Annotated in this window: 22 protein-coding genes, 2 tRNA genes and 2 pseudogenes; 18 read left to right on the forward strand and 8 right to left on the reverse strand. The window is 59.4% G+C overall.

What is annotated here, in order from left to right; genetic code table 11:
- The first annotated feature begins 683 nt into the window (after nt 1-683).
- Nucleotides 684-1199: a Dps family protein gene (locus tag NKH38_RS31195; RefSeq protein ID WP_023669187.1), complete on the forward strand. Its 516-nt coding sequence runs from the start codon at nt 684-686 to the stop codon at nt 1197-1199.
- Nucleotides 1200-1453: 254 nt separating this feature from the next.
- Here the strand turns inward: NKH38_RS31195 and NKH38_RS31200 are convergent, their stop codons facing one another.
- A complete protein-coding gene (locus NKH38_RS31200) occupies nt 1454-2086 on the reverse strand; it encodes a sensor histidine kinase (protein ID WP_023669186.1) in 633 nt (210 codons plus the stop codon).
- A gap of 391 nt (nt 2087-2477) precedes the next feature.
- On the opposite strand from NKH38_RS31200, the gene NKH38_RS31205 reads away from it, so the two are divergent.
- From NKH38_RS31205 to NKH38_RS31235, 6 genes are all read left to right on the forward strand, one after another.
- Nucleotides 2478-3188, forward strand: a complete 711-nt coding sequence (locus NKH38_RS31205) for an SDR family NAD(P)-dependent oxidoreductase (RefSeq protein WP_023669185.1) — start codon at nt 2478-2480, stop codon at nt 3186-3188.
- A gap of 25 nt (nt 3189-3213) precedes the next feature.
- Nucleotides 3214-3450 carry a tautomerase family protein gene (locus NKH38_RS31210; RefSeq protein ID WP_023669184.1) on the forward strand — a complete coding sequence of 79 codons (237 nt, stop codon included), beginning with the start codon at nt 3214-3216 and terminating at the stop codon, nt 3448-3450.
- Nucleotides 3451-4047: 597 nt separating this feature from the next.
- Nucleotides 4048-5289: a hypothetical protein gene (locus NKH38_RS31220; RefSeq protein ID WP_156940837.1), complete on the forward strand. Its 1242-nt coding sequence runs from the start codon at nt 4048-4050 to the stop codon at nt 5287-5289.
- Nucleotides 5290-5318: 29 nt separating this feature from the next.
- Entirely contained in the window at nt 5319-5906 is a 588-nt protein-coding gene (locus tag NKH38_RS31225) for a HupE/UreJ family protein (RefSeq protein WP_023669182.1), read from the forward strand.
- Complete coding sequence (locus NKH38_RS31230) at nt 5903-6388, forward strand: hypothetical protein (RefSeq protein WP_023669181.1); 486 nt, start codon at nt 5903-5905, stop codon at nt 6386-6388. The genes NKH38_RS31225 and NKH38_RS31230 overlap by 4 nt, the downstream gene beginning before the upstream one ends.
- 9 nt (nt 6389-6397) lie before the next feature.
- Complete coding sequence (locus tag NKH38_RS31235) at nt 6398-7276, forward strand: DUF4198 domain-containing protein (RefSeq protein ID WP_050589071.1); 879 nt, start codon at nt 6398-6400, stop codon at nt 7274-7276.
- Between the two features lie 44 nt (nt 7277-7320).
- Here NKH38_RS31235 and NKH38_RS31240 read toward each other — a convergent pair whose 3' ends face one another.
- Together NKH38_RS31240 and NKH38_RS31245 are read right to left on the reverse strand one after the other, a co-directional pair.
- The gene (locus NKH38_RS31240) at nt 7321-7836 is read right to left on the reverse strand and encodes a hypothetical protein (protein ID WP_023669179.1); all 516 of its coding nucleotides are present in this window, start codon (nt 7834-7836) and stop codon (nt 7321-7323) included.
- Between the two features lie 83 nt (nt 7837-7919).
- Nucleotides 7920-8291 (reverse strand): hypothetical protein, encoded by a 372-nt coding sequence (locus NKH38_RS31245; protein ID WP_023669178.1) that lies wholly within the window; start codon nt 8289-8291, stop codon nt 7920-7922.
- Between the two features lie 354 nt (nt 8292-8645).
- On the opposite strand from NKH38_RS31245, the pseudogene NKH38_RS31250 reads away from it, so the two are divergent.
- From NKH38_RS31250 to NKH38_RS31260, 3 genes and pseudogenes are all read left to right on the forward strand, one after another.
- Nucleotides 8646-8836, forward strand: a pseudogene (locus NKH38_RS31250) (enoyl-CoA hydratase/isomerase family protein); the annotation flags it as partial.
- A 365-nt stretch (nt 8837-9201) separates the two neighbouring features.
- A complete protein-coding gene (locus NKH38_RS31255; protein WP_023669176.1) occupies nt 9202-9657 on the forward strand; it encodes a VOC family protein in 456 nt (151 codons plus the stop codon).
- 152 nt (nt 9658-9809) lie between these two features.
- Nucleotides 9810-10062: pseudogene (locus tag NKH38_RS31260) on the forward strand (heavy metal translocating P-type ATPase); the annotation flags it as partial.
- Nucleotides 10063-10455: 393 nt separating this feature from the next.
- Here the strand turns inward: NKH38_RS31260 and NKH38_RS31265 are convergent.
- A complete protein-coding gene (locus NKH38_RS31265) occupies nt 10456-10584 on the reverse strand; it encodes a KTSC domain-containing protein (protein ID WP_081731574.1) in 129 nt (42 codons plus the stop codon).
- 139 nt (nt 10585-10723) lie between these two features.
- On the opposite strand from NKH38_RS31265, the gene NKH38_RS31270 reads away from it, so the two are divergent.
- The 4 genes from NKH38_RS31270 (at nt 10724) to NKH38_RS31285 (ending at nt 13941) form a co-directional block, all read left to right on the forward strand.
- Complete coding sequence (locus NKH38_RS31270) at nt 10724-11581, forward strand: hypothetical protein (RefSeq protein ID WP_352713542.1); 858 nt, start codon at nt 10724-10726, stop codon at nt 11579-11581.
- 344 nt (nt 11582-11925) lie between these two features.
- Complete coding sequence (locus NKH38_RS31275; RefSeq protein ID WP_352765302.1) at nt 11926-13230, forward strand: hypothetical protein; 1305 nt, start codon at nt 11926-11928, stop codon at nt 13228-13230.
- Nucleotides 13221-13317: transfer RNA gene (locus NKH38_RS31280), tRNA-Arg, on the forward strand. Before NKH38_RS31275 ends, NKH38_RS31280 begins: the two co-directional genes overlap by 10 nt.
- A 528-nt stretch (nt 13318-13845) precedes the next feature.
- A tRNA-OTHER gene (locus tag NKH38_RS31285) sits at nt 13846-13941 on the forward strand.
- A 56-nt stretch (nt 13942-13997) separates the two neighbouring features.
- Here the strand turns inward: NKH38_RS31285 and NKH38_RS31290 are convergent.
- The 3 genes from NKH38_RS31290 to NKH38_RS31300 all read right to left on the reverse strand — a co-directional run bounded on the left by NKH38_RS31290 (nt 13998) and on the right by NKH38_RS31300 (nt 20870).
- On the reverse strand, nt 13998-15143 hold the full coding sequence (locus tag NKH38_RS31290; RefSeq protein WP_156940626.1) for a hypothetical protein: 1146 nt from the start codon (nt 15141-15143) through the stop codon (nt 13998-14000).
- 361 nt (nt 15144-15504) lie between these two features.
- On the reverse strand, nt 15505-20061 hold the full coding sequence (locus tag NKH38_RS31295; protein ID WP_352765308.1) for a coiled-coil domain-containing protein: 4557 nt from the start codon (nt 20059-20061) through the stop codon (nt 15505-15507).
- Between the two features lie 227 nt (nt 20062-20288).
- Nucleotides 20289-20870, reverse strand: coding sequence for a hypothetical protein (locus tag NKH38_RS31300; RefSeq protein WP_023669167.1), 582 nt, complete (start codon nt 20868-20870; stop codon nt 20289-20291).
- Between the two features lie 232 nt (nt 20871-21102).
- On the opposite strand from NKH38_RS31300, the gene NKH38_RS31305 reads away from it, so the two are divergent.
- From NKH38_RS31305 to qatD, 4 genes are read left to right on the forward strand one after another with little or no spacing between them, the layout of a single operon-like run.
- Nucleotides 21103-22983, forward strand: a complete 1881-nt coding sequence (locus NKH38_RS31305) for a KAP family P-loop NTPase fold protein (RefSeq protein WP_023697527.1) — start codon at nt 21103-21105, stop codon at nt 22981-22983.
- On the forward strand, nt 22983-23873 hold the full coding sequence (gene qatB / locus NKH38_RS31310; RefSeq protein ID WP_352765316.1) for a Qat anti-phage system associated protein QatB: 891 nt from the start codon (nt 22983-22985) through the stop codon (nt 23871-23873). Before NKH38_RS31305 ends, qatB begins: the two co-directional genes overlap by 1 nt.
- Nucleotides 23870-25147 (forward strand): Qat anti-phage system QueC-like protein QatC, encoded by a 1278-nt coding sequence (gene qatC / locus NKH38_RS31315; RefSeq protein ID WP_023697529.1) that lies wholly within the window; start codon nt 23870-23872, stop codon nt 25145-25147. The genes qatB and qatC overlap by 4 nt, the downstream gene beginning before the upstream one ends.
- Nucleotides 25144-25893, forward strand: a complete 750-nt coding sequence (gene qatD / locus NKH38_RS31320; protein ID WP_023697530.1) for a Qat anti-phage system TatD family nuclease QatD — start codon at nt 25144-25146, stop codon at nt 25891-25893. Before qatC ends, qatD begins: the two co-directional genes overlap by 4 nt.
- 261 nt (nt 25894-26154) lie before the next feature.
- Here the strand turns inward: qatD and NKH38_RS31325 are convergent, their stop codons facing one another.
- The gene (locus tag NKH38_RS31325) at nt 26155-26394 is read right to left on the reverse strand and encodes a helix-turn-helix domain-containing protein (protein WP_245265603.1); all 240 of its coding nucleotides are present in this window, start codon (nt 26392-26394) and stop codon (nt 26155-26157) included.
- Nucleotides 26395-26633: the final 239 nt, after the last annotated feature.

A 26633-nucleotide genomic window follows, 5' to 3' on the forward strand; every position in this document is an offset into this window, starting at 1 on the left:
CCGCCATAATGCCGACCGACGTCCAGACCAGCCACTTGCGCACCGGTGAGCCTATCAGCGCCCGTTTGATCGTCGCCACCTGATCGCGCAGGCTGCTGGCTTCCACGGCTACGGTGATCGGCTGAACAGTGGCCTGATTGTCCATTTGGTCAGTCTTACCGAGATCCTTGCGTTCATGTGCGATGCTGAACCAGATGAAGAGAGCCGACGGCCGCCGCTCCCCAACCAGTCCGCCACCCCAGAACTACAGACACGTTCGGTAAATTCCGGGCGACGCAATTTTCCACCTTGATCACGAAGGTTCCACGTGGCGAGACGATACTGCCGCGCCTACGTCCCTCGGCCCGGCGGCCGAGCGCTGTCGGCGACATGGACTTCGGTCACTTGGATGTCGGTTCAGCGATGCCGACACGATGCCCGTACTGCCCGACACGGTCCATAGCACCTTGGTGTCGGTGGCAGGTTGAGGGCCGCCATCCCGATGCGGCAAGTCTTCAGGCGTGGTTACGGTGATTGCGGTCAAATCCGGCTTGCGTCAATTCGCTCGTGAAGGCCTGACTAAGATGCAATCGCGTCCCTGCGAGCGCGCCTATACCTTCGTCTGATTGGATCAGAACACGGCATTTCGTATTCTGACGTATCGAAAAGACGCCGGTGCGCGGCCTGTAGAGAGACCTGGGATCATGACGCAACAGTTGAGCAAGACAGCCGGCTCGGATCGCTTCCTGCGCACTCCGACAGATCTTGGTTCCGACGCGACCCGCGACATCGCTGCCGGCCTGGCCGGTCTGCTCGCTGACGTCTTCACCTTGTATCTTAAGACCAAGAATTTTCACTGGCACATGAGTGGTCCGAATTTCCGGGACTATCACCTCCTGCTCGACGAGCATGGCGATCAGATCTTCGAGATGACCGACGCGATCGCCGAGCGCGCGCGCAAAATCGGCGGCACCACGATCCGTTCGATCTCCGATATCGCGGGACGCCAGCGCATCCTCGACAACAATGCCGACTATGTTGATCCGCAGGACATGCTCGCCGAGCTTCACGGCGACAATAAGCAGTTGGTGGCCGAGCTGCGTCGCGTCCATGAGCTGTGCGATAGCTATTCGGACATTGCCACCGCGAGCCTGATCGAAGGATGGATCGACGAAAGCGAACGGCGCGGTTGGTTTCTCTACGAGATTTGCCGCGCCTGAGCGAAAAAGCGGGCAAGGCGGCGGATGCGATTCTGCACGCCCGGCAAGGATCGCGCATTCGGTGCTGATGCAACGTCCTCCAGTTGGAGTGCAACGCGGTCGGGGGCATTTTGCTGACCGCTGGTCGGGTGGCATTGATCCGCATCGACTTTCCTGCGCGAAGTTGGCTCAAGCTCATGGAAACGCGCGCGTTCTGATAAGAGCGCAGACCGCGTTGCTGGCAGTTTTGGTGTAGAAGCTTTCGGGTGCAGAAGCTAAGGCGTGATCAGAGGGAAGCGCACACCCGCAACCGATCCACACGGGGTGAATTTCCACTGCACAGAGCCGCCAAGTTCCGCCGTCAGCGCGCGTATCAACCGCCACTCATGTCCCTCAGGCGGATCAGAGGCGGCGCATCCGTCGTCGCAGACAACGCACCAGGCGCTGCTGCCACTCCTGTTCAGTGTGACACGGATGGAACCCTGGCGATCCTTCAGGCCACGGCGAGCCGCGTTGCGGACAAGTTCGGAGACGATCAGACCGACGCGCCAGCACCGCGCGGCCTCGAGCGGGATTTCGTCCATTGCAACGGTCAGCTGAATGCCCCGCTCGCTGAGGTATGCGCGCGACAGGCTGGAGCACAACTTCCCGACATGATGACCGAGGTCGATGTTTTCCTCGGCGATCGGTACGAGAAGGGATCGATGCGCCTCAGCCATCGCATGCAGACGGTCCGCGGCGCGCCTCAACGCTGGCGCGGCCGTCGCTTCTCCCCGGGACGCGGCCAGCGACAGGATCGCGATCGCTTCGCTATATTCGTTGATCACCCGGTGGCTGATCTCTTCGAACAGATGCGATGCCAGCGGCTGGTCCGACGCGGGTGATGGATTCGCAAATCCAGTTAGCATGGCCAGATCCTCCGGTAACGCCGCCCCACCACAAGAGCGCCATTCGCGATGTTCTGTAAAAGACCACAGCAGACCCCGTCGAAACGTTCCATTGCGCCAAGGTGTCGGCAATACTTAAGACGGAGGTACGCCGCGTGGATTGGCGCTCTGAGTATCTCCGGGCAAAGCCCGTGCGGGCGAATTAAGACAAATCTCCGCCCCATATTGGTCGGCACTGTGGGGCGCCGCTCGATTACCAATAATGTGGCGACAGTCACGTTATTACCGCCAATATCAAAGTATCCGCGACACCATTGGACAATGGTTGCAGGCCTTGATTGTCCACATGTTCACTCCGGGAAGAGACGCGGCGCAGCTGGGTCCGTGGTCCCCAACATCATCGAGGTCTGTGATGCAAACTGAACAAAAAGTGGTTCTCATCACCGGCGGGTCGCAAGGCATTGGCGCGGCGCTGGTTGAGGCCTATCTCGGCCGGAACTATCGCGTCGTTGCCACCTCTCGCTCTATCAAACCTTCCGATCGATCGGATTTACTCGCGATCGCGGGCGATATCGGCAACCCCTCTACGGGGCCGAGGGTGGTCGAGGAAACACTCCAGCGTTTCGGGCGGGTCGACACGCTGATAAACAACGCCGGCATCTTCCTTGCTAGCAGTTTCACGCATTACTCGGCAGAGGATTACGGCCGCGCGGTCGCGACCAACCTGACCGGTTTCTTCTTCGCCACGCAAGCCGTGATCGCCGCAATGGAACGTCAGGGCGGCGGCCACGTCGTCAATATCACAACGAGCCTTGTTAAGCAGGCCAGTTCAAAGGTGCCATCGGTGCTCGCTTCGCTGACAAAGGGCGGGCTCGACGCTGCGACCCGGAGTCTGGCGATCGAATATGCCCGCAGCGGAATCCGGGTGAACGCCGTGTCGCCGGGCGTCATCAGGACGCCGATGCATGCGCCGGAGACGTACGAGGCGCTGGCGGGCCTGCATCCGCTCGGCCGCCTTGGTGAGATTTCCGACATCGTCGGCGCGGTCCTCTACCTGGAGGATGCCCCTTTCGTGACGGGGGAAACCCTTCATGTCGACGGCGGCCAGAGCGCTGGCCACTGACCCCACCAGTCAAAGGAGAGTCTTCATGCCTATTGTTACCGTCCAGCTCACGCGCGAGGGCACCGAGCCCGGTGTGGACCATGTTACAAAGGAGCAGAAAGCAGCCATCTACATGGGCGTGAGCGAGGTACTGCTCGACGTTCTCGGGAAGCCGCTGGACTGGACGTGGGTAGTGTTTGAGGAAGTGGAGATGGAGAATTGGGGTTGGGGCGGAATGCCCGTCGCCGAATACCGCAAGCTGTTGGCAGTAAAGGGCGTTTGAGTCCCACTGCGTCTCCCCCGAAAGGCATGCCGGTGTTTCAGTTGACATGGTTTGCCTTCGACGTCGGCGACCGTGACGTATCCCACCGTCGAGGTGGATCGGTTGGGACTATTCTACCGTGAAGCGGGCCCGTGCGATGCGTTGACCATCCTGCTGCTCCACCGCTTCCCGTCGTCGTCGCGCATCTAGGATTCGCCGCTGCCGCTGCTCGCCGACCCGCTATCACTTCGTTGCGCCCGACTATCCTGGTTTCAGCCGTATTGGCAGTGAAGTGGCGCTGGCCGCGGACATACGCTTCGCCTGCCGCGAAAAGGTAATTATTTCGCAATTCGATGTCGGCGCGGTATTTGCCCCAGGCGGCGGGCCAATGCCCCAGGTGCCACGCGTGATTGGGGTAGCCGCGCTATGGAGATGCTGGTGGGGCCGGCGAATTCAACGGTGAGTTGGCGAAGCGCTACGGCCATGTGAATCGGGCGCTGCCCGGGATCAGACCAAGGCGCTTCAATAGACCAAGGTATCGCCGACACGTTCGTCCAATATGAAAGGTCTCCTGCGCCAGCCTAACTCTGCGACACAACGAAAATAGGAGTGATCGCAATGCGCCGACAAAAATGGCCTGCCGTGCGAGGTTTAGCGACCGCAGTTTCGGCGGTAGCGTTGGTGGTCAGCAGCGGCCAACCCGGGCGAAGCTCCGACCATTTCGACTCTCCGGCCATGACCGGCAACCCGCAGGCAGATATCGGCGATGTCTATGCCTGGACAGCGTCAGAGGGCGATCGGTTGAACCTGGGCATGACCGTTGTCGGGCACACCTTCTCGGACCGGCTCCAGTACATATTTCGCATTGACAGCGGGAAGGCGTTTGGCCGCACTACTGCCTCGACGGAGATCATCTGCCGGTTTCCCGCGCCAAAAATGGCAAGCTGCCAATTGGGCACCGTGGATTCAGTGGAAGGCGATGCCAGCGACGCGGAGGGGCTGGAGAGCCGCAACGGTCACTTCCGGTTGTTCGCCGGGTTGCGGGACGATCCGTTCTACAACAACGTCAAGGGGTCATTGGCCGCCTATGGGGTTGTGTTGGCCGCGCTAAAGAGCGGTGCCGCGCAACCCGACGAAGCCGGATGTCCGCAGCTGGACGAGGAAACCATCGCAAAGGTTGGCGACCAATGGCGCCATACCGACGGCGGCCCGGCCACGAACCTCCTCGCCAACTGGACCGCCTCCGCCATCGTCGTCTCGGTCGACCTTGCGGTCGTGTCGAAGGGCGGGGCGATACTGGCGGTGAGGGGTTCATCGACAACATCGGCCAAGACTCTCGATCGGATGGCGCGGCCGTTCGTGGGCAACACGCTGCTCGGCGTTTCACCCTTCTCAACTGATGATGCGAGCGGTGACGAGCGGGAAGCGTTCAACACGGCGAGCGCGAAAGCCAGGATGTCGTATATGGCGCGGATCGAGAAATCTCTGGCGTTCCAGGACAGCCTCGACGGCAAGTGCGGCAATCAGTTGCTTACGGAAAGGTCCCCGGCACCGGCACAACGCTACCATGCCCTTGCCACCATGTTCGTGGACGATCGCCTATGGGTGAACAGTGCGGCGCGGGTCTGCCGGCAGTTTCTAGCGGTCGAGCTCGCATCACTGGCCAAACTTTCGCAGTTCGACGGCGATTGCGGTGGTCGCAGCCCGACCTACGACACGCCAAACATGTGGCGGTCGTTGCTGGTCAGCGGGACGACGCACGGTATCGCCTGGGACGGCTTGCGTGGCGACGAGTATCCGGCTTCGGCGACGATCTTCCCGTTCCTGGCGCCGCCCGATCCCAAGGGCGTGGACCATTGACCGTGAGGATGTCCGACCGAAACTTTCGAATGTCCGCGGCGGTGGCGGCCGTCGCCGGTGTGCTGCTGATGTCCGGTTCGGCGCAAGCGCATACGGGAACCGGACTGCCCGGGGGATTCGGTTGGGGGTTTTGGCATCCCCTGAGCGGCGCTGACCATCTGCTGGCAATGGTGTCGGTGGGTCTTTGGGGCGCGTTCCTGGGGCGCCCTCTCATTTACCTGCTGCCGGTGGTCTTCCCAACGGTCATGGCAGTCGGCGCGGTACTCGGCATGGTCGGGTTGCCGGCACCATCGGTGGAGATCGGCATCGCGCTATCGGTTCTGGTGCTCGGGAGTTGCATCGCCCTGGCCATCAGGGCTCCCGTATGGGCCGCGGCCATCGTGGTGGCTGCCTTTGCGCTGTTCCATGGGTACGCCCATGGCAGGGAGCTGCCGTCGGCAGCCGATCCCGTCGCCTACAGCGCAGGTTTCGTCCTCGCGACCGGCCTGTTGCACGTTGCGGGCATCGGCATCGGCGCGCTGAATGCTTATCGCTGGGGTAGTATTGCGGTACGCCTGGTGGGCGGTCTTATCGCCGCTGCCGGCTTGTGGTTTCTCCAAGCGGCGGTGAGCGTGTGAGGGGCGGAGCACTTCCTCCAGCCCTGCTGCTGGCGGCGCTGGCTCTCGCGCTCGCTTTTGCCACGCCGCGCGTTCGGATCGTCAGCCTCATTGCGTTGGCCATCACGCTTGGCGCGCTGTCCCAACTGGAGCTTCCGCGCGGCTGGTTGGAGATCGCCTTTCTCGGGTGCTGGGCAACCACCGTGGTGAATGCCGCCACTGTGCACTTGCCCGGCGGTGTTGGGTGGCGTAGCGGGCTCGCCCTCTCGCTCAACTCGGGGGTGTGGGTCACCGCAGTGGTCCGGCTCGCCGGCTCGCCATCGGACCTGCCAAAGGCGTGCTTGATGTTGATCGTGCTGATACCCGCCGGCTGGCTGGTCGCTCGGCGGGCGCCAATCGCCGTCAAGGTCGGGTCGAGTTGGCTCATCGCCATCGCCATTCTGTGCGCCACGCTGCCGTTCCTCCCCGTTACACCGGGCTACTTGCCCGATCATCTCGAATAGAGCGCCGCCATGAACCTTGATCATCCCAAACGCTCCATTCGACGCCGACGCGCGCGCTTGGCGCTCGCAATCGTGCTGTGCTGCGGTGGCGCGCCGGTTAATGCCCATGACTTCTGGGTCCAGCCAAGCGCGTTTTGGCTGTCGCCCACGGCCATCACGACCATGACGCTGCAGGTAGGACACGGTCCTGCCCGCCAGCGTTCACCGATCACGCTTCGCCGCATCATACGATATGAAGCGTTTGCTCCAGATGGGTCCAGGGTCGATCTCAAAGAGCGATTGCAATTGGGCGCGCCGTCAGCAGATGGATCCTTCGTCTTGCAGAAGTCCGGTGCCCATGTAATCGTCTTCCAGACGGACGATCGCGCCCAAGTGCACCTCCCGTTCATCAGATTCAACGATTACATCAAGGCCGAAGGATTGACGCCGGCGATAGACCTACGGGTTCGGCTCAATCGGATGGACCGCGACGGATCGGAGAATTACAGCCGGTGCGCGAAGTCGATCGTGCAGGTGGGGGGCGCAGTTGAGGGTAACCAGTCGCAGGCCACCCGTATCTTAGGCTTGCCCCTCGAGATCGTACCGGATCGCAGCCCCTATGCGCTGCCACGATCCACCACGCTTCCCGTGCGCGTTCTTTATCTCGGGCGGCCGCTGGTGGGCGCGTTGGTGAAGCTGACGCGCTTGGAGGACGACGCCGTGCCGTTCGAGATGCACCGCACGGATCACGCGGGACGCGCCACCTTCGCCATGCCGTCCGGTGGGACTTGGTTGCTGAATGTCATTTGGACAAGGGTCCAGCCGAGCTCGGCCGAGACCGATTTCGACACGACGTTTTCCAGCCTGAGCTTCGGTTTTTCACCGAACCGGGCAGTTCGGGTTCCTTAGCCATGGCGGCTTGAGCCTCGGAAGCGCCAGCTGCCGTGTGCGAGCTACGTTGCTGCCAGCGCATGGTCACGAAAGACGTCGTTCATGGCTCCAAAATCCTCTGGTGGCCGGGTGCGGGCCAGATAGAGCTGAAACGGGTGCGAATAAGCATCGTGACGCCGCGGCCACCATACGCTTTGCACACCAGGGCTATGATAATACATGCGGACCATATTTTCCCAGCCGTGCCATTGAGCCGGCTCCAGAATCCCAGCCTCGCGCTGGTACCAGGCATTCTCCGCGAGCTTGAAATAGGAGAAAAGGAAGTAATGCGCGATGATCCGTTGCTCGCGGCTCGACGCGTTCCAATCCTGAGTTACAATCGCCAAGGCTTCGCCCAGGGCCGGCGCTTCCATCCCCGGAATATTGAGGCAGGCGATCGACGTGGAAAGCGAGTCGATGACCGCTAGTTTTTGAAAACGCACGCTTTGCCGAACCTGAAGTCCGACGAAGAACAGCGAACCCAGCACCCCGAGTGCCGCAATTACCTGGCCGAGGGAGGCAGCGTCTTGCAGCGACATTTTGGTCTCCTCGTCCAGGCCGTCTTGGCCTTTAGAATGTCAGCTCGCTCCTTCAGCCCGGCCCCGCTCGGCCAAGCGGCCGCTTATGTGGGTTCGGGCAATGCCGAACCCAGTTCGCCGCTCGGCCCGCCGGCGATCAGGCCCTTCATTTGGGCGCCGACATTGAACTCCTCGGTCTCATCGACTTTCTGGCGTCGCCCACCCGTGTAGTTCCACGCTGCTTCCGAGATGTAGTGGCTGCTGACAATGATGCCCTCGCTTGCGAGGAGGGGCTTCAAACCAAGCCAGTCGCCGCCCAACCCGATTGGCTCGCCAACTTGGTTCGGCGCCGAAGGAGGCCCGGCCGCCGACCCATCATCCTCGGCATCCGTAGAGATCCCAGTCGTACCAGCTGATTGTCCGCGAGCCGCTCCGGCAAACGCGACGGGCGCCTGAAACGTAAAAACGGTGATCATCTTTATTGCCCGGGTCACTCGCCCTCCGTCGGAGATCAAGACCTTCTTCAGGATGGGAGATCGTAGCGAATGTTGATAGGGCTATTGTTCCTTGGTATTGCTTCGAAAAGGTATCTGAGCTCCAATACGAAGGGTGTGATTGTGTACGTCGTTCGATCGACCCAATTCTTGAGATCGGGTTTTCGGTAAAAGAACGGAGTGAACGATAGCATTCAAAGTACGGTGATCCTCGCGCTCGCGGGGCTAGGCTGCCTGGTGGCGGTGAATTAGTTCAGTGGCCGCTAGATCGGTGGTCGGCACCGTCTCCGATACCAAGCCAGCGGATGATAAGCAGTTCCGTATTACACGTGTCACCCGGCCTATTGGCGAGTGACCATCAATCGGCTGCCCTTCAATATCTCTGGCCCGACGCGGGACCGGAGTTAGCGCGCGTTCTGACGTCCGGCCGCTTACCGGCACTGCCTGATCTTTTCGTGCGGCTGAGCCGGGCGCCGGTTGTGTCGATCGTCTCGATCCGTGGCCGGGCGTCGGGCGTCGGCAGCGAAGATCTCGGCTACAGCCACCGCGATCTGCCGAGCCAGGCCGGCCACGATGCCCCTTTCATGGCGCGCATCAAATCCGGCACTGAGGCCATAGGACGAAAGTATCAGTAACGATTGAAGAGGCGACGCGAAGAGCCAAGGGGGTAGGGCCCGCACCACCACCTTCGCCCTTCTCGTTCTGAGGCGCGGCACAGGACCCCTATTGAGGTAGGTTCTCGGCGTGCCAAGGCGTCGCCCGCGCCGGGTCAGAGACGGACCGAGACCAAAGGCCAACTTAAAACCCGTATCAGGGAAGCCACATTAAACCTGTCGGCGCGCGCCGTGGCGGCCCGGGAAGACTTTGAAAACTCTCTCAATAGGAGTCGCGGATGCCCCAAGTACGCGTTGAGGATGAAATCTATGAAATGCCCCCGCACAACGGCTTTATTGTCGCGCATTTTCTGACAGTCGCCGACATTGAACGCTCGGCACGATTCTATGAGATGGTCTTCGGAGGCCGCATCCTGAGCCTGGGCGATAGCAGTGGCGCGCCGGGATACATACAGATCGCCAACACGTGGCTCATCGTCAACATCGGGGGCGGCCCCACACCTGACAAACCGTCGGTGACGCTCGGTGTTCCCCGCGATCTTGATTCATTCAGCAGCTTCATGAACATCCGCGTTGCTGACATCCACGGCTGCTATGAACGCTGGCAAGCCCGGGGCGCTGAATTCATCACAGAGCCGATGGAAAAGTACGGCGAGACTCGCTGCTACATTCGCGATCCAGACGGCTACATCATCGAAGTGGGTCAGAGTAAGCCGGGTGTCGTTTACGGTTAGCCTTGGAAGGACGCACCAGTCCGCAAAGATCCGCTTTTCACTATAGATTGCTGGGCTGTACGGCGAGGGGTTTGTCGGCGCGGGGCCGAGCGGTCCGGAGCCCGGCGCGTAGTATTATCTATGTTACCCCACCGGGCTTTCTGAACCATTTCGGCGGCGGCACGGATGTCGCGTTGGAAACGGCAGATGGGCTGTGTTGCATGGCCGCGTCAGAGACGTCGCTGCGATGATAAGCCTGTCTCAAGCGATTATGGCCAACGGCAGAACATCACGATGGCGCTGGGGCTGAAGGCGGTGTTTCTGGTGACCACCATAGCCGGCTTAACTGGCCTGTGGCCCGCCACTCTGGCCGATACCGGCGCGACGGTGCTTGCGACGGCCAACGCCATGCGTTTGCTGAATTAGAACTGTACGCTATGGTCGCGCCCTTATATCTGGCATCGTTCAACTCGCCGGCGGCTGAGAGAAGCGTGCTCTCATCCCTTAGGAGAGCGCTATGGATCTACATCTTGACACGACAAGGAACGCGCTTTTGCAGCGCCTTGATCCCGCTGATCTGGACAGGCTGGAGCCGCGCTGAGGCTCGATGGGCTGAACATGCCAGGCGACTCTTTTAAAAGCTAACCGACAGAACCAGACGACGACATAATCGGCCACGTCATCGCACGAAAATAATCGTCTCAAGCTCCGTCTGCAGCGGTCCGCAATGGATGCCTTCCCGCTGTCGACCAACGGCAACGGTCGGGGCCGCGCTTTCCTTCCTGGGGTGGCGTGGGCCGCTTCGGATCCGAAATTGTGTCAATCGCCCGACGGGCCTGTTGCCGCGCCTTCCGCGAGCCGGAATGCATAACGATTGCGGATGTGGCTGTTGAAATGACGACCTTTTGCAAAGGCAGATTTGAACGCAGCAAAGGCCTCAACCGGCACGTCAAGAACTCGTAGTGTTTCCCGCTGGCCAGCCGCTTGACGACGTCAGGATAGAGCTGCCGGCGCTCCGGCCAGGTGTCGGGAATCGCCTCGGCTTGCAACTTCGTGCGGGGACGTTGATCAGTTCCATGACCTGAGGGTGCGGAACTTTTTCCGCCGGCCAGCCCGCGCAACATGCCGTAGCCGCAGCCTCATCGGCTTCCAACCAGACCGTGGCAGCGCGATCCTCGTCCTCGGTAGGCTTGTCGTCTTCTGGAAAGCCTTTGATATCCCAGCCTTCCAACGCGAACAGTCCTTCCACGCCTTGCAAAGCCGTAATGCCGGCGCGTGCAAACACCGTTTCGGCTGCCGCGATTGCACCTGGACGCTCGACGATACCTTTGACGTGGTTAACGTAGCTGACGCGATCGCGTCCGGCCCCTGGAGTGGCTGGCTCGCGCGCGGTACCGATTTCTTCTGGTTCTATGAAAATGGCAAACGCCTTCCGCTGCGTCTGGTCGCCGGAGAACTCATCGATCCTGCGACCGGTATGAAGGTGGCGTGCTTCAAAGCCCCCGACATCCTCGAGCGGCTGGCAAACCGCAGCCTTGTCCCGAATCTCCTGCTGATGTTTCTGGTTTTGTCGATCCTGCCCGGCGTGCGCGCGCTTGGAGGCAGCTATCAGCCGATCTACTACCCCCTGATGCGCTATGTCGTGTGCCGGGCGCTCGAGGCCGCAGGCGTGGATGAAGATCTTCGGCGGGCTCTCGCAACCGACGACGTACCGGGCGCTTGGGGACATCGGGTAATCGAATGTGATGATGATCCGCTCGAGCTATTCCTGAATGGCAGGAACGGCGCGATGAGCGATCTTATCGACCGTTTGGGCGACATTTCCTTCGCCGAGGCATGTGGAAGCATGAAGGGCTTCGTGTCAGACCCGTCGTGGCATGAACTTCACAGCCGGCTGCGGCAGGGGTTGGTCAAGCCGGCCGATGAGGAATGGGCTTTTTCCTGAAATGTTTTATGCGCTTCCAGCCCTGGGATGTATACGTCGGATGGCGAATGGCTGCTTCGCGCCTCATGTCGATCGTAGCGACCGGCTTCGCCGCTTCCTAAAAGGGGTCATCACAGGCGGGGCGCCGGAAGGCACTATGGCGCACTTAGCGATCAACCGCCCTGCTATAGCTCTTGCAGCCTCCAAAATGGCCTTCTGTAACCGTTCGTTCGCGAAGATGGTCGAAGGTACTGAAGAAACTGGGGCTGCCGTGGATGCGGAGAAGCAGTCACCTGATATTCGCGTTTCGTAGAATCTGGGTAGTAAAAGATGAAGGTCATCTCACCTAGTCTGGATCTAGTGTAATGGACACCGAGCTTCTCAAGCTTCTGCCGTTCGTCGACAATGGGAAAACAATCCCTGGCGATATGATGCTGCGGCTGCTGAATGGCGTACATGATCGTGCCGATGGCGAACCCCGGCGACTTGCAGCAAACGAGATTCTAAGCGGTGCCGGCGATTACCTGCCAAGGCGGGGTTATCTCTCCGACTTCATTTCTGGAAAGCTGCCACAGACAGAAGCGGTCGCGATCATCTCCAGCAGGAAGAAGTATCTGGAAAGGATGCGGTATCTACTGCCAAGCATCCTGAAAATCCTTGGAGTCCGCGAAGGGCGCAACCTCAACTCCATAATGCTGCGGATCGACGATTGCTGCCATGACTTTCCGATCGTAGCAAAATCAGCTCACGAGAAAAAAGTCAGGAAGGCAATTCGGACGGATATCGCCCAAATCAGAAATTTGGCGCAGGAACTGCGGGCTACCTTGGAGAAAGCGGAAACGCATATCAATCATGAGCTTGAGCAGCACGTCGCGATCCTGAGGGACGAGCAACAGGGGGTACCAAGCTCGGGTGTCGAGGTGCTCAACCAACAGCTTGATTGGCTGCGGGTCGCTGCCGACATCGCGCTCTATCGCGATGATGTTGGGGAAAATGGATTCTATGTCGGCGACAATAAGGCCAAGACGCATGTCGTTGAATGCGCATACGACATGGCGATCTGGTATGGGCGGCCAGCTTTCGTCACCACGCCGGGTTCGGATTTTTCGTTCTTATGTGCGCTGCTGTTTGAGCTTGCAGGCGGCGGGCAAGACGCCAGCCTAGCCGGCGCCATCAGTAAATTTGCCCGAAGCGCTCTTCGCAAAAAACTCGATTCCGATGCAGAAGAATCGCGGCAGGAAAACAGCGACGATTATTTGAAACCGCACGTGGAAGATAATTTCCTCCACGTCACAAGGAGGATCGAGGAGCTGACGGGCGAAGCTCGCTTCTGGAAGGCGATGATGGAAAGCCGCGCGTGGGATGATGCCGCCAAGTATCATCTCAGCCGGAGGCTCCTCGCTGTTTTGGAAGACATCCAGGACGCCAATCAGCGCCATGGCCCACACCGGGTCTGGAGCGATCCGATCGACGAAGTTGAGATGCGCGCTTTGTCCTCCAAGAGCGCGAAAGGGAAGCAGCGCTGCTCCAATTGGAAATTGAGACCGGCAGGAAGCAGCGGTCGGTTGATCTCATTTTGGCCAAAGGGCAAAAACGGGATCAACACGGCGGCGGAAAGCCGCGGTAGAGAAAGTCCATGTTCGGCACGCCGAGCACATCACGCAGCGTAGCTCAACGGATAGAGTTCCCGCTTTCTACTGCCGTCGCAAACGCGGCGACAGGGCGGGAAGATGCAGGTTCAAGTCCTGCCGCTGCGTCGATCACCGCGCGGAAAGCGCAAAGTGGTTGGCTACTTGAGCTCTTGCTGAATGTCTTGCTCAGATGTTCTGGAGTCATCGCGCTGATCGTGTCCAGAATGATCGATTTTATTAAGCCCAGGATGCGACTGCAGGTCAGACGAAACGCCCGAAGTGCGGAAACCCTGTCGGTGCCGTGACAGCGACGCTATCGAATTTTGTGATGCGCAGGTGGGTTTCACGATGTGTGTCCGAAACGAACTTGTAACATAAGCCGGTCGTATGTCGCTTCTCCATGGGCCAGCATTTCAGCTTAAGGCCATCCAAGATCAGGTGCGTTCTCATGGCTCGCGCATATAGAGTGCGCACCAATGACCCTCTTTCCTTTCCGCTCGCATCCGAACCCGACGCTGTTGGCGGCTCTCGCCCGCCGGGAAACGACGCCGCTCTATACAGCAGTCGACATGAATCCAAAACCAACTTTCGTTTCGCGTCAACACTCGACCAACGCTATCTGATACTGAGTGCGCATCGGTGGAAGCACCGTGACGCGACGTAGTTCAACGGAAGAACACTCCGCTTCTACTCGGCTGGCGGCGCCGGTCGGGGGTGGTGAGGCTGTAGGTTCGAATCCTACCGTCGCGTACGATATCGGATACTGAGGATGCCGGCCCTGCCGAGTGTGAATGGCGCCAAAATAATCAAGCATTACGCGCTAGGCGACGAGACCTGCCGAGCGCAATTTCAGCTTTCACAAGCCGATTGTGCATTTCCTCCAGGTCCTCGAAAGCGGGTCCGTGGGCGCGCATCATCTGTGAACCCCAGACTAAGTGGGGACCGTTTTCAAGAAGCGTTCGTTGTAGTCTTTCCAGGACATCGGCTCTGCGTTCGAGCAGCTCGCGTCGGGAGAAGACATCCCAGTCGCGGGACTCGACGATCTCCTCCCAGAATGTGAACTCACTCTTCAGCTTTGCGGTCCGCTCTTTGACGGCCGCGAAGTTATCCGTCTCGTACGCACGCATTCCTTCGTCGCTGTTATCCCACCGGAATGACTGTTCTTCCTCGAGAATCTCTTTCCGGCTCGCGCTCTTCGCAAACCTGTTGATCGCTCCCGCGAGTCCGACGTCATATTCACTACTGGCGATCTCATACAGGAGGCTGCATGCTGTCGCAAAATCCGAACCTGGCGTGGTGACGAAAGCAGGTGCGTTCTGCCAAAGTGAAATCTGGTAGATACACTCGACAGCCTGAAATTTTGGCCTGTTGTCCGTGACAATGAAACCACTGCTCCCGACGCGCTCACGGTACAGCACTATCTCTGTGACTACAGATAGCCGCTTCAGATCGGCCAGGAATGGCTCAAAGGAGTCCCCAAAGCGATCGAGTTCGGGCACCCGAGCATTAGCTGTCTTGTGGTGATTGAACTCAATGTCGAGGTGATGTCCGAGCTCGTCGAGCCGCACGGCAAGGTCCGAGACTGCACGTAAAACGCGCTGAAGGCCCGTGGCGATCTCTTTGCGAGCTCTTTTCTCGTGAGGCGTCGCCTTGATGGCAGGAAAATCCCTGCAAAAGTCATCGATCCGGCGAAGAACAGACTCCAGACTTCCGCTGTCTTTCACATCAAAAAAAGACAAGAGAACTGGAATCAGAGAAGCAGCTCGCGTGAGGTAAGCCTTTCGGTGGCGAATTGCCTCTAGGGCCTCATCATCTGTCCCCCGGGCAGAGATAAACCAGGACAGTTCAAGTGGGTGCAGATAGACGCCTGCCTCGGACATGATCTCCTCGGCGGCATGACGATACTCCGAATCGTCTCGGGCACACGCGGCCGTATTGAAAGCCTCGATCATCAAGTCAATCGGGATCGGCAAGTGAGATTTAATGTATGGGGCCAGCCTCGAGAGCATCATCCTTCCGGCATACGTGAAATTCGTTAGAGTTCGTGAAAACCTATGTCGATTCCTCGTACCGACCCAATTGAACGACAACGTACGATTAAGTTCAATGGCTCCAGCAGCACAATCGTCCGGCTGCGGGAAACCGCGTCAGACCGAAAGTTACTCCAGCGCCTGCTTTTCGAGGTCCGATGCCCAAAGCGGATAGTCCGCTGGCGGCCCCAAAGGCTGCCGGGCGGCAATGCGCCTCATTCGGTCCGAACCGAACCACAATCTTCCCGAAAGCGGACATAGCTGACGGCAGTCCCCCGAGGTTTCAATGATCTTTATCAGCCTTTGCGGCTGAGTCCTCCCGCTGCTTGAGCTGCTTCTTGCGAAGCTGGCGTCCCTCTTCGAGGAACTCAAACGGAAGTGCGTCCAACACCTCCCTCAGATTCGCGGGGTCGTCACGAGCCCAGAGATAGAACGGATCGACCAGCTCGAGAATCGTCGAAACCTTCGCCCACTGAAGCGGCTTTGGGGACGATAACAAAAGATCACGGTGAGCGATCGCTGCCGCTTCGAGGCGGCGTTGACGAAGCGCCGTGCGGGCGGCTTGCTGTACAGTGGGCGAGGCGTCACTCGCCAGTTGCTGAAGCCAGGGTAGTGGGACGCCAGGGGGAACCGCAGCGGCCAAGCCTGCCGCTATTTTGCGGTCACTTGCGCGCGCGGCGCTCGCGAGAGGGGTCACGAGAGCGGCCAGAGCATCGCCTCCCAAATGCACGCGCAGCCGGCGTTCGACTTGGAGGCGCAGCGAAGGCTTTGCATGTCGATAGCGCTCAAGTAGCTCGGGGCCAGCCCGCGCTGGGTCGATTTCAAGCATGAGATCGGCCGCTGTCGCGACCGCATGACGGCTGAGTAGTCGCTGTGCGGCGAAATAGGCCTCGTCGGGCTCTTCCTCCCGCAGATAGTCGATGGCCGTGATCGCATTCCCGCGGTCGAAGCCAGAATAGCGATAGCTCGCGCGCACCAGTTCCTCTTGCGCCCAGCTGTCGCCGGCAGCGGCGAGCAGCCGCAGCTGACCACCATCCACCACCAGATGACCATTCGCTCGCGATCGTCGAAGATACTCCACCACCGCAGCTTTCCCGGCGGCATGATCGAGAAGTGCCGTCAGATACCTCCTCGGCGACGTAGAGGCGCTGCCGAGGTCTCGGCCCGAAAGCCAGTCAATCACGGTTTGCCTCGCTTCATCGTCGCCGGCCTCGGCCAAATACGTCGCGACGAACTGCGCTTCCTCGTCGATCTTGTCCGCAAGCATCTTGCGCGCAAGCGGGAGTAGCTCGGGGCTGTAAAAGCGAAGCGCGCGGAAGGAGGCCAGAATCCTGTGCCGAACGTGGTCGGTTGTCGCTGGTGCTACATAAATTGGGACCAGTGGGAGTGCGTCCTCGGCGTCCTCGAGGAAGCCCGTGAGGGCTGCAGCCATGTCGCGCGACTGTGGACCCCCCGCTGCGAGTAGATCAGCAATGCGAGTGCGCAAACCCGACATGTCGCGATGGATCGAGCCGCGCATTTCTGCCGCGTTCACGTAGATCGGAGTACCGGCACGAACCATCGCCTCGAGCTGTGGGTCGCAGCAGTGCACCGCCAGCGCTTCCATTCGCACGACTTGGTCGAAGGATTGGGTGTCGGGATCAGCGGGCGACTCTGCGAGCGCGGCCGCAACCCGGTCATCGCTAGACCAGCGTGCAGCGATGAAGCCGTCCTGACGACCGAAAACGTTCGGCCTAGCTAGCTCCGCAAGGACCAACCCGTCGTAACCGTCCCCCGCGATCATTGCGAGAATCCGCTCGCACTCGTTGCCCGTGATATCGCGTGTCATCGACGTGCGCCCCCTACGGGCGGCGGCGAACCGCACGAGCTGCGCCTCCAGCTCTGTGCCGGCGCGATTACGCAACGCCTCGAACTGCCAACGCTCGCAAAGGCGCGGCAGAAAGCTCAACGGGTGGTGAAGCCGCCCTTCTAGACCGTCGGGGTGGGTGTTGTTGTCATTGAAGACCCGCAGCTTCTCGGTAAAGGCGTCGAGCACCTCGTCAAGCGTCCGTGCATCCATCGCTTCAGGATTCAAGCTGTAATAGAGGATAATGTTCGTGAGCGGATCATCGCTGGTGGCGGCGCGCGCGCGGATCGCGGTAGCAAGCCCATCAGGGTCCGCCGCGGCGAGCTCATCGAACCACCAGTTAGCAGCCCTCCAACCGTAATCGTCGCTGCCCTCCGCGATCTGGCGAATTGCGTCTTGAGGTGCGAGGCGGGCGCGGCTTCGTAAGACGCGATCTTGCGTCCAGTCTTCCGAGTCCGGGATAGCATCCAGCACAGGGGTGAGTGACGATTCGCGAAAATAGCCGATTGCTTCGATGAGCGCGGTGCTCGGAGTCGGCATCAGCGCTACGATCCGATCACGATGCCGCTCCCAGATTTCCGCCGCCAGGTCGCTGTCGACGGTTTTCTCATCCTTGAGCATCCAGACCAATTGATTGATCGCGATGACGTTCGTCTCGGTAGCAAGCTTGGCGTCGAGCCAACCGGGTTTCGCGCTGATAGCGAGGTGAAGCGCATCCGAACTCAACTGCTGCCGGAACATAGCAGGCGCGCGCGCATCGACGTCTCTGCCAGCTCTGACCTGATCGTAGGCGGTCGCGCGGGAGAGATGTTCATTCCAGATCGCGTCGAGTGCGGCGGGCGCGGGAACCAGGCGGGCCGCACGTAAGCCCATATCCACCTTGCGCTCGACCTCCGCGGCGACTAGGCGGGCGATCAGTTCCCCGAACGGCCAAGGATCAGACACCGCGACAGCCGCAAGGGCGAACGGGATGTTCCGTGGGATGTCCCAGTCCCGCTCTTCATCGAACGCACCGGACGCAACAATCTCCAGCGCAGGCAGAATCTCGGCTCCGAGACTGCCGAACCCGTTTCGCCACTGATCCTCTGCGCGGGAATCCTGAGGAAGCCGCGCAACATGTTCCCAGATGAGGTGGGCAACGAATTCGGGTTCACATTCGCGCGCGAGCAGCCACAGCGCGTCGAAATAGACATAGCCCAAACGCGAACCGATCGGCTCCTTCTTCTTTGTCTGGAGCCCATTGATCGAGGCGAAAAGCGCTTCAGCCTGCGCGGGTGAAAGCTCATCCTCCTGGATCTTGTCCGCCAGCGACTCTGCGATCGCCCAATTAAGCATCCGGTCTGATGCAAACAGGATGCGGTCGGGCACGGGCCGGCGAAGCAGGCCGACCTGCTCAAGCCTCAACACCGCCTGATCATCGAGGTTCACCGCGCGCAAGTCGGCGATGCGCCATGGATAGTGGCTCTTCCCGGTCAGCAACTGAGCCGCGAGCGACCGCAAGGCATATTTGTCGCTTGGATGGTCGGACTGTTCGCGCGCCTGAAGGCTCGCATACTCCCAGTAAGCACTGAAGAGCTCATATTCGGAAACGCCGGCCCAGGATACGCGCTTCGGGAGCTGCACAAAGATGCTCGCATGGACCGGCTTCAAGAGCAACTCGAAGACGTCGTCCGGCATCGTCTCCAACGACTCGGCACGGCCGTGATGCTTCAGGAAGCGATGCAGATCCGCACTACGGAAGTTGCCGATATCGATGACCTGAACACCCTGGCGGATCGACTGGATCACGTAGGTGATGCGCGGCTGGGCGGAAACTACGACGCGCACACCATATTCGTCCCACTTCGATCGGGCGAGTCGCTGCGCGAACTCACGATCCTGCACGTCATCAATATAGACAGTTAGCCAGATGCCGTCGTCGTTGCGGAACGCGTCTCCCAGGTTCTTCGCCATGACCGCGATCGTCCCGCGCTCTGAATGTGCTGGTTGCCAAATACGTTCGCTGATGCCGTCGGCGACCTCTTCGATCTTCTTGGGCGAGCGCATCACGATCGCGAGCTCCCCGCTCGCGATCTGGTTGAACGCTAGCTGGGCGAGCGTCCAGGTTTTTCCCTGCCCGGATTCCCCGGAAAGGGTCGCGAAGGTGGAGGTCACCATCGGAAGTGCTCGACGCGCTTGTTGCTCTGGCACGTAGCCGATGAGATCGGCATCCTTGTCGACATGACGGGCGAGAAGTGTTGGCAACGACTGGATATGGGCGAGTAGGCGATGGGCCTGCGGATTGATCAGCGCGAGTAGCTCCGCAGGTGTCAACTTCGCGCCATCCGTCGAGAGCGTCATCAACTGCCCGACAAGCTGAAAGCGCTTGTCGCTGGCGACCTCGCCTGGCTTGAGCAGGGGCGTCAGCGCCTTGTCGATTCCATTCTGAGTGGCCTCGGCTGCGATGATCTCGATCTCAAATCGGTCGAGCAGATGCTGCAGCTCGGCACTTATAGTGGTGAGACCGGCGGACTCTGCCAGGCGCTGCTTGAACGCGGCCGTTGTGAGACGAGCATTGCCCCAGCGATGCCGGCGGTGAGAGTTTGGATCTCGCGAGGCGAGGTAGGATTGGAGCGGCGCAAGCCCCTCTGCGTTATTCGTCACGAAACGGAATTGCTGGTCGGCGTTCAGTCGAACTGCCTTGAGCAGGTCCGGAAAGACTTTCGCGGCGATCTCACCACTTGTCCATTTGCGGCGGCTGGCGCGCATCTTCACCTGCTCGACGATGTCTCGCGGACCGCCAACGACCTGATGGTCGCCACCGTCAACTGGCTCGAGGTGAAGGACCATCTGAGTGCCGTCGCTAAGCGGCGACAAAGTCAGGCTCATGTCCAGACCAAGTTTGATGCTCCGCAGGATCTGGAGAAGGAAACCTGCGATCGCCTGGCGTCCGGCTGTTTCAGAGTCCAGGTTGATGCCGATCAATGCTCTAGTTGACGACACGAACTTATCCATACCTCCTCCTTCGAGAGTCGGTGCGACGTCTTCTGGCCCTCGTGATAGCATGAATCAGGCAGGGGAAATTTGGACAGGTCTTTGGCTCCCGCGTTTCGTACGCGATGCTCGATAGTTGACGCCCGGATCCAGGCTCGATAGCGCAATTCAATCTTCGCTAGCCGGCGGGTGTTTCCGTGCGGGGTGCCACTGTGGCCGGCGGTCTGAAACGGCTTGTTGAAATCACATCACGTGCCGGCAAACCAAGGCTCTAACTGGAGTGCCGTCCGCAGATTTGTCTTTACTACCTCGGGCGCGCGCCAGATGTATGTAGCCGCCATAGCCTTGCCCTCGGGAGACAACGATTGCAGGTGAGCCATGGCGTTTGGAATAGAGAAATCCCTGTGTGTAACTTTCTTGAAATTGCTAGCCAGCCCCGTCCAAACTACGACGTCAAACCCTTTGTCGGCACCCCAAGGAGCGACCGTCTCCGGAACTTGCGGACTACAAGTCCGGCTTCCGTTAGCGAAATGATAGCCGATCCATGACAGGATAGTGCTTTCCCGGCAGCGCAGATCCGCCACAGCGTCATCCGGATTTTTCCTTGAGCTGACAGCATAACTAGTCTCGCAGGCTGTGCCGTGTTCGTTGTCGACTACCAGCGTTAGCGCGCCTTTCCGGCTTTCGGAAATACGAGAGAATTCTAGTTGCAGAACTGGGCCACCTGGCAGCCACCCGTCATGGTGCGCGTCGAATTCCAGGTGCTTGTCCCATATGAGCGAACCCCATCCCAGTATAGCGATCTTCGGCTCCTGTTTTATTTCGGTCATGTGGGCACCGGTTCTGACTTGGGTTGGGTACTGAGTTCTGGTTGCCTCGGTTCAGCGTATGTCTGGTGGGTAACCTACAACGGTCTGGGGGCCTTCCCTGAGGATAAGTGAGCCACGAGAGGGGTTGTGCACGCAAGTCGGATCGAACGCTTTCATTATATTAAATCTATGACTAGACTGTGGTCAACAAACATACAAAAGCGCGAATGCGAACAAGTACTCCGGGGGGCTGATGTGGTCGGATAACGAAACTGATCGTGACTTTCTTAATTTTCGTTATGTCGCCGACATCGCGGCTGAGATGATTGCACAGGCCGATGGTCGGCCACTTTCGCTCGGCGTGTCTGGGAGCTGGGGCGTCGGCAAATCGTCGATGATGAAGCTGCTTGCGCAATCCCTCCGGGAGAAAAGCAACGACAAATTCCTATTCGTCGAATTCAACGCGTGGCTCTATCAAGGCTTTGACGATACCAGAGCTGCTCTAATGGAAATTATCGCCCGCGCGATCCTGGCGCGGGCCGAGGAGCAGAAAGGTACTGTCGGCAAGGCGGTCGAAAAGGCGAAGGGCCTGCTTGCCCGCGTAAATTGGTTCCGCCTTGCCAGTGTAAGCGCAACCACAGTGGCGTCTCTCGCGGTAGGCCTGCCGCCGATTGGGCTGCTGGCGGAAGGACTTTCTGCTTTCAAAGGGCTTTTCGATGGCTCAGCAGGTCAGAAAGACATCGATCAAGCCGCTGACGTGGCGTTAAAGGCCGCAGAAGGCGGAAAGGGTTTGATGGGTCCGGCGGTCGTTCCCGCAGGTCCGACACCTCCGCAGGCCATTCATGATTTTCGCGATGCCTTGGAGGACACGCTTCGCGAGCTGGATGTAACCCTGGTGGTTCTGATCGACGATCTCGATCGCTGTCTTCCGCCTGCCGCGATTGCGACGCTTGAGGCGATGCGACTCTTTCTATTCTTGAAGAAGACAGCGTTTGTCATCGCAGCCGATGACGCTGTCATCCGCGAGGCCGTGCGCGCGCATTTCAAAGGCATGACGCTGAATGATGACCTAGTCACTAATTACTTCGACAAGCTGATCCAGGTGCCAATTCGCGTCCCACCCCTCGGGACGCAGGACGTCCGCGCATATCTCATGATGCTCTTCGTCGAGAACAGCACGCTGCCGCAAACAGAAAAGGACAAGGTTCGCACTGCAATTAGTGAACGCCTTGGCGAAACATGGACCGGCAAGCGGGTCGATCGCGCATTCGTGGCCTCTCAGATTTCCGGGGCCACGCCTATCCTGTCGGCCCAACTGGATTTGGCAGACCGCATCGCTCCGATTCTAACGACTTCGTCGAAGATTGCGGGTAATCCTCGCCTGATAAAGCGTTTTCTGAACACACTATCCATTCGCATGTCGATGGCTCGTGCCCAGAAGGTCAGCGTGGACGAGACGGCCTTGGCGAAGATGTTGTTGTTCGAGCGCTGCGGATCGGAAAAGGCATATGCCGAGCTCCTTGCCGCCATCAACGAGAGCAGCGATGGAAAGCCGGTCTTTCTGGCACCTTGGGAGGAAGCTGCCCGCAAGAATGCGGAAATCCCGAAGCTCGAAGGGGATTGGAATAGCGAGTTCGTACGCGAGTGGCTGGCGCTGCAGCCGCCGCTTGCAGATCTGAATCTGCAAGGCGTGGTCTATGTAAGCAGAGAGCACACGCCGATCATCACAGCAGCCGACAGGCTTTCGTCGGAAGGCGCAGAACTTCTTGAGGCTGTCGTAAAGCTCAACGCGGAGAGCGCGGCTGTCGGCACGAAACTGAAGGCTCTTCCTGCGCAAGAGCTTGGGATCATTACCGAGCGCATTCTCGGGCGGTCCAGAACGCTCAATACATGGGGCACACCGAACGAGTTGTTCGGATTGCTGACGCTTGCCCAAGCGACCGGCGAACATGTCCAGACGATCACAAGATTTCTCGCTGGGCTACCTGGCCCGCAACTTACGGCGGCGATTGTGCCTCTGCTTGCCGATAAGCCATGGGCAACGTCCGTCTTGAGCGGCTGGGCAAGCAAAGCCGATATCAAGGACCCTGTGAAAAGAGCCATCGCCGCGGCGTCGAAGAAAGCGGGGAAATAATGGGCACCTCCACGTCTAGCCGTGGGCCGGGTAAAGATGTCCCACTAGTTCCCGAGTGGGTTCCGGCAGCGCCCGGGCAACCGCAGCCGCCGCAACCCCAGCCGCCGCAACCGACTCCCGCCGTTCCCGGAGTGCCCGGTCAACCATCGCCGCCTGCGCCGCCGCCTCCACCACCTGAACCTCCACAGCCTCCGCCGTTGCCGCCACCCGTTCCGAAAGCGCCGCCGCGGCGATTCCAGCAGGCGCGCACCAATCTTGGGCGCTTCGCCCGTAGCGGCTCGCAGGATGACCTCAGGCGTGGCCTTGGTCATTATTCCCGTAGCGGTCTCGGCGGATCATCCACGGCCGCGCGGCGTATGGGCGGAACGGCCCAGAGAGCAGGCGGGCTCTTTGGCGTGCTCGACGCGCTCCGGACAGGAACGCCAATCCCGCCAGGAGTGGCGGTGGACCCGGCACAACTCGTAGGCAAATCGCAGAGCGAAATCGCAGATATTATTGCCAGCGCACTTGCTCCCGTCGACGGAACTCAAGATGGCGAGGCAGCGCGCGATTCAGTGTCCCGATCGCTCTCTGAGTTGCTCGACACAGATCCTAACGCCGAACTCACAAATCTGAATGCGGCGCAGATCGATGCGGTGGTTGAGGGCTATATCGCGCACGATCTTGCTCATCGTATCGAACTCGATGTCGGAAAGGCGGTCCTCGACAAGGCGGATTCCTATTCGGAAGGCGTCGAACGGCTGCAGGAGATGAAGTCTTATGTGCGTCAGGAGGTAGCCCGTGCTTTCAGGGCGCAGCGAGCCGCGCAGCCAATGAACAGACAGAATGCGACGGCGATGTCCAATGCGATCCTGCGCGGCACATTCGAAATTTTCGAGAGCTACCTATGACAACAGTTGGTTGCGCTCCAGCCGGGACGCCATTGCCGCTCGGCATTGATACCCCCTTCGTCCTGTACGGCCATCGACCCTCGCCAAATATCGGAGCTGTCGGAGCAACAATCCCGCCGGTAGTACGAGCGCTCGGTCTGAGTCCTGCGGCACGCGCCTGGGATTTCTTGTCGATCGCGCTTTCCGTGATCGCCGCAGACGAAAGCACAACCCGAACGACAAGCGCTGATGGATGGACACGTCAGATCAAGCTAACGGTTGCTGTGATCGATCCACATTTTTGGAACACTGCCGCGCCGCGACTTGAGGAAGCTCTTCGCTTCTTGACCGCCGACATTTGGAAGCTGGAATTCATCGAAGGAGGATACCTCCCGGGGCCGCCCAATCCGATCAAAGTCCGTAACGAAGATGTCGTCTGCTTGCTGTCCGGTGGCATGGACAGCCTAATCGGTGCGATCGATCTTGTGGCGGCAGGTCACGTGCCTTTCTTGGTCAGCCAGATTGCCAAGGGCGACAAGCACGACCAACGCGCCTTCGCTCAGCGGATTGCCAAGCAGGCGATGCACCTGCAAGTAAATCACAACGCCTCACCACCGGGGCCGTCGGAAAGATCGCAACGCGCACGATCTATGATGTTTTTCGGTATAGGGATTCTCGCCGCAACATGCCTCCAAAGCTACGGGAAGGGCGCGGCTGTTGAGCTTTTCGTCCCCGAGAACGGGTTTATCAGCCTCAACGTGCCGCTAACGCCGATGCGTCTTGGTTCGCTGAGCACACGCACGACCCATCCGTTCTACCTCGCGAAGATTCAAGAGGTACTCAATGCCGCAGGGCTGAACGTGAAGCTGGTCAATCCGTACCAATACAAGACGAAAGGGGAGATGCTCGCCGATTGCAAGAACCAGCCGCTTCTGCAGCAACTCATCGGATCTTCCACCAGCTGCGGCCGCTATGCCCGCACCGGCTTCCGTCAGTGCGGTCGCTGTGTGCCATGTTTGGTAAGGCGCTCGTCCTTTTTAAAGTGGGGTGTGGCTGATACAACGCCCGCCTACAAATATGATGCACTCGGAACGCCGGGCCGCCGCTTCCGGGACTTCGATGACGTCCGTTCGGTCGCTGTCGCGGTACACACGGTTGACACTCTCGGCGCGGAAGAATGGATAGGCGGCGCCTTGAATTCGGCGATCGTCGGAGATACGGCGTTAGCCCACGGTGTGGCCGAGCGAGGGCTCGACGAGCTCAAGAAATTTTTACAAGTGCAAGGCGTCCTTTGATCGATTTTCATTGCCACATTGACCTGTTCAAAGATCCGGAACCGATCTTGGACGAAGCCGAAAAGAAAGGCGTATACGTTCTCGCGGTCACAACCACGCCGAAAGCGTGGACCGGCACAAAGCGGCTCATCGGAGACAGACGGCGTATTCAGATCGCTCTTGGCCTCCACCCAGAACTGGTGCACGAGCGCCACACGGAGATAGCTCTCTTCGAACATTTTCTGCCGGAAACGAACTACGTCGGCGAGGTCGGCCTCGATGGCAGTCCGTATTTGAGCGGGAGCTTTGAGTTGCAGATGAAGACTTTGCGGCGGATTTTGCTGGCTTGCAGCAACGCAGGCGGTCGTATCATCAGTTTGCACTCGCGGCGTGCGGCCTCGAAAGTCTTGGATCTCTTAGAAGCTGAACCGACGGCTGGAACTCCGATCCTACATTGGTTCTCGGGGAGCACTCGCGAACTTCAGAGGGCCATTCAGCTGGATTGCTGGTTTAGCATCGGGCCTTCCATGATGGGGTCAGCTAAGGGAAGGAAGCTCGTGGAATTGATGCCGCGCGAGCGAATTCTAACTGAAACGGATTCGCCGTTCGCCCAGATGAACGGCGCACCTTTATTTCCTTGGGACGTGGCCATGGCATATCCGGTTCTCAGCGAACTCTGGAACTGCTCGGAGGAACAGGTGGACAAGCAGATTCTATCAAACCTGCGAAATTTAAGTAGGGTTAGGGGAACGGCTCGCGGCGTCTGAGCGCTTTTTTTGCGGATGTCAGCTTCGCTTCTCAATGGAACGGCAGCTATCCTACCATCCATCGACGAAACCGGATTGTCTGCTCCCGGCCCCAAGCCGGTCCTTGGTGCGTGCGAACTCAAATGTCCGCTTTTTGGCGCGAAAGGGGCCGGAAGTTGGTGTCTGCAACGGGTCACCTAAACCGAAGTATTTGTCTTCAATTCGCACACCAGGATGGCTTCAGATTTGGGCAAATCGCACGAAACGGTGCGTTCGCCGCCGCTAGCGCCGTTTGGCCAGGCGCACGCCAGCACCGCCGCCGTTCTCCGGAATAAATTCTATACCGGCAGCTTCGAGCGCTTCACGAATGGCACCGAGGTTGTTGCGATGTGGGACGCGCAATCCTCGTTCGAAATCCACAACCGTAGCGCGCGAAACACTTGCAGATTCTGCTAGTTCAGCTTGGCTCCAGCCTAGCATCGCTCTGGCGCCTCTGCATTGCTCCACGGAAATTTGGCTCATCAGTTAAAATCAGACTTTTTGGTTGACTTTGGAGCGAATGTCAGCTTAAATGACGGACGTTAGACAATTTGCAATCTGGTTGACGGACGGATGGTGCAGCATCTGCCCAGGCCAACCACAACCAAACTTCAGCGAGCTCGGGTCATGGCTGATTCCGACAATACCACGACTTTGCCTCTCGTCATCCGCAGGTTGCTACTTGCGGCAAGCGCAATTGCGACAACATATCTTTACGCGAA

This window comes from Mesorhizobium sp. M1078, from assembly GCF_040318615.1.
Classification (GTDB): domain Bacteria; phylum Pseudomonadota; class Alphaproteobacteria; order Rhizobiales; family Rhizobiaceae; genus Mesorhizobium.